Genomic DNA, 2,462 nt, shown 5'->3' on the forward strand with positions numbered 1-2,462 from the left:
CGCGCGCGGGCAGCCAGTCGCGGCGGATCGCTTCGAGCCGTTCGCGCAGTCGCACTGGCTTGCGCAGGTCGGCGATCGTGAGCGCGAAGCCGGCGTGGCCGTGGCGTTCGATGGTCTCGCCGAAGCCGACGCCGCAGGAGCCGTGCCGGCCGGCTCCGCGTGCGGCTTCGACGGCCTGGTTCAGCAGCATGTCGTATGGCGTCGTCACTGCGCAGCCGGCATCGACGTACAGCTGCGGCTGCACGCCGAGGCTTGCAAGCGCGGCGAGTTCGCGCAGGCACAGGATCGGGCTGGCGACGAAGTACTCCGACAGGTAGCCCGGCACGCCGGCGAAGCTGCCGCTGCCGACGTGACCGAACACGTGCCGTCGGCCGTCGGGTGCGACGACGGTGTGGCCGGCCTGCGCGCCGCCGTTGTGGCGCACAACCAGCGCCCGCGGCCCCAGCATCGCGGCCAGCCGGTCGGTGGCCGCGCCCTTGCCTTCATCGCCGTAGCCGGCGCCGATCACCGCATGCGCGTGCATCAGCGGGTGCTCCGGCCGAAGTAGCCGAGCAGGCCGCGCCGGCGCGACGCTGCCGGCAGCCGGCGCAAGGCCTTCGCGACTGTGCCGGCGGCGGCGTCCCAGCTCGCGACCACGGCATCCGGGTCGCGGCCCTCGTTGACTTCGATCGCCGAGACGATGACTTCGGCGAGCTGGCGGTAGTCGGCGAGGAACAGCACGCGCTGGCCGAGCAGCCGCGTCCAGCCCTGTTCGACCTCGTCCGGGAAGCTGCGGTAGTGGCTGCCCTGCTCGACGACGACGTGGAAGATCTCGTACATGCGCCCGGCGGCGCGCAGCAGTTCGGCGTTGTCGAGGTCGCGGCGCAGGTCATCGCCGAGGAAGGCGCGCACGTGCGCGGCAAGCAGCTTCGGCGGCGGCGGCTCGTCGCCGACCGTGAACAGATAGCCCTTCCTGCCGCGCTTCTCGAAGCAGTCGATCGACGTGCGCCGCGCGGCGAAGTACCACGGCAGGTTGTAGCTCTCGAAGCGGTTGCCGCCGCCGCCGCCTTCGAGCCACAGCCGCGAGAGCTGATCGGCGATGCGCAGGTCGGCCTCGAACTGCGTGACCTGCAGCGGCGCGCGGTCGCACCAGGCGTCGCCGAAACCCATGACCATCACGTGCGGATCGCTGACCGGCCGGCGGTCGAGCAGCGCCTGCACCATCGTGCCGAGGCCCTCGCGCACGAAGGCATCGGGAATGCTGCCCATCGAGCCGGTTTCGTCGAAGGCGACGATGATCGCGTTCGATTCGGGGTTCTGCGCCGAATCGCGCGACTCGCGCCGGCGGATGTTCAGCGGATCGAACTCGGGATCGAGGCTGCGGCGCGTGAACACTTCCTCGCGGCTGCGGCCGGCCTGGCCGGCGGCGTAATCGCTCCAGTCATCGGAATCCCAGCGGGCGTAACCCATGGCGGCGCTCCTCTCGTGGCGGTCGTTGGTGACGGCACCAAGACTGATCCACATAAATGCAAATTGCAAGTTTCCATTTGCAAGAAATAGGAATGACCTTTTAGGCTGCGCGCCGCCGCCCCCTGCCTGCAGCCGCCACGACGCGCCGGAAGCCCCGAGATGAGCGAACACCTCCGCCCGATCGCCACCGTCGACATCGTGCTGTTCACGCTGGCAGAACCCGCCGATGACGACGGCCTGCAGGTGCTGATCGCCGAGCGTGCGCAGGAGCCGTTCCGCGGCCGGCCGGCGCTGCCCGGCGGCTACGTGCACGTCGATGAGGATGCCGATACCGCCGGCACCGCGCGGCGCGTGCTCGCCGGCAAGCTCGGCGTGCAGGCGCCGTATCTCGAACAGCTCTACAGCTTCGGCAGCCGCACGCGCGATCCGCGCGGCTGGTCGATCAGCATCGCCTACTTCGCGATGCTGCCGGCCGGGCGGATCACGACGCTGCCGGCCGGCGCGCGCTGGCAGCCGGTCGCGACGCTGCCGGTGCTCGCCTTCGATCACACCGATATCGTGACGCGGGCACTGGCGCGGGTGCGTGACAAGGCGACGTATTCGTCGCTGCCGGCCTTCCTGCTCGATGAGAGCTTCACGCTGCCGCAGCTCTACGCGGTCTACTGCCGCGTGCTCGGCAGCCGCCCGGACCCGGCCTCGTTCCGGCGCAAGATCGAGGCGCAGGGCTTCATCGTGCCGGTGCCGGGGGCCTTCTCGCAGGACCGCTCCAGCCGCCCGGCGCAGCTCTACCGGCTGGCAGGCCCGGAGCTGCGGGCTTTCGACCGGACCATCTGATTGCCGCCGGCACGCCGTCGGCAATGCGGACAGCGTTCGGGTTTTGAGTTGCCGAAGCTGTGGCCTGTCGATGATCGACGGGCTCGTATCCGCAGGACGTACGTTCTGGCCATGAGGACTGGCAGTGGCCGTGTCGTGCAGACGCTTTGCCGCTGTCGTTCGGGTTTTGAGTTTCCGAC

Annotated in this window: 3 protein-coding genes; 1 reads left to right on the plus strand and 2 read right to left on the minus strand. The window is 70.0% G+C overall.

Annotation, left to right across the window (positions count from 1 at the left end; all coding sequences use genetic code 11):
• Positions 1 to 523: adenylosuccinate synthetase (locus PKE44_RS18240; protein WP_324554080.1), on the minus strand; the 523-nt coding region annotated here is incomplete at its 3' end.
• The gene (locus tag PKE44_RS18245; RefSeq protein ID WP_324554082.1) at positions 523 to 1,449 is read right to left on the minus strand and encodes a hypothetical protein; all 927 of its coding nucleotides are present in this window, start codon (positions 1,447 to 1,449) and stop codon (positions 523 to 525) included. The genes PKE44_RS18245 and PKE44_RS18240, both read right to left, overlap by 1 nt.
• 159 nt (positions 1,450 to 1,608) lie before the next feature.
• Between PKE44_RS18245 and PKE44_RS18250 the strand changes: the two genes are divergently transcribed.
• Positions 1,609 to 2,283: an NUDIX domain-containing protein gene (locus PKE44_RS18250; protein WP_324554084.1), complete on the plus strand. Its 675-nt coding sequence runs from the start codon at positions 1,609 to 1,611 to the stop codon at positions 2,281 to 2,283.
• Positions 2,284 to 2,462: the final 179 nt, after the last annotated feature.

This window comes from Plasticicumulans sp. (assembly GCF_035331805.1).
GTDB lineage: Bacteria > Pseudomonadota > Gammaproteobacteria > Competibacterales > Competibacteraceae > Plasticicumulans.

Bases quoted from the DNA above. Each gene is read 5' to 3' on its own strand.
- PKE44_RS18245 (WP_324554082.1), bottom strand. From the start codon at position 1,449: ATGGGTTACGCCCGCTGGGATTCCGATGACTGGAGCGATTACGCCGCC.
- PKE44_RS18250 (WP_324554084.1), top strand. From the start codon at position 1,609: ATGAGCGAACACCTCCGCCCGATCGCCACCGTCGACATCGTGCTGTTC.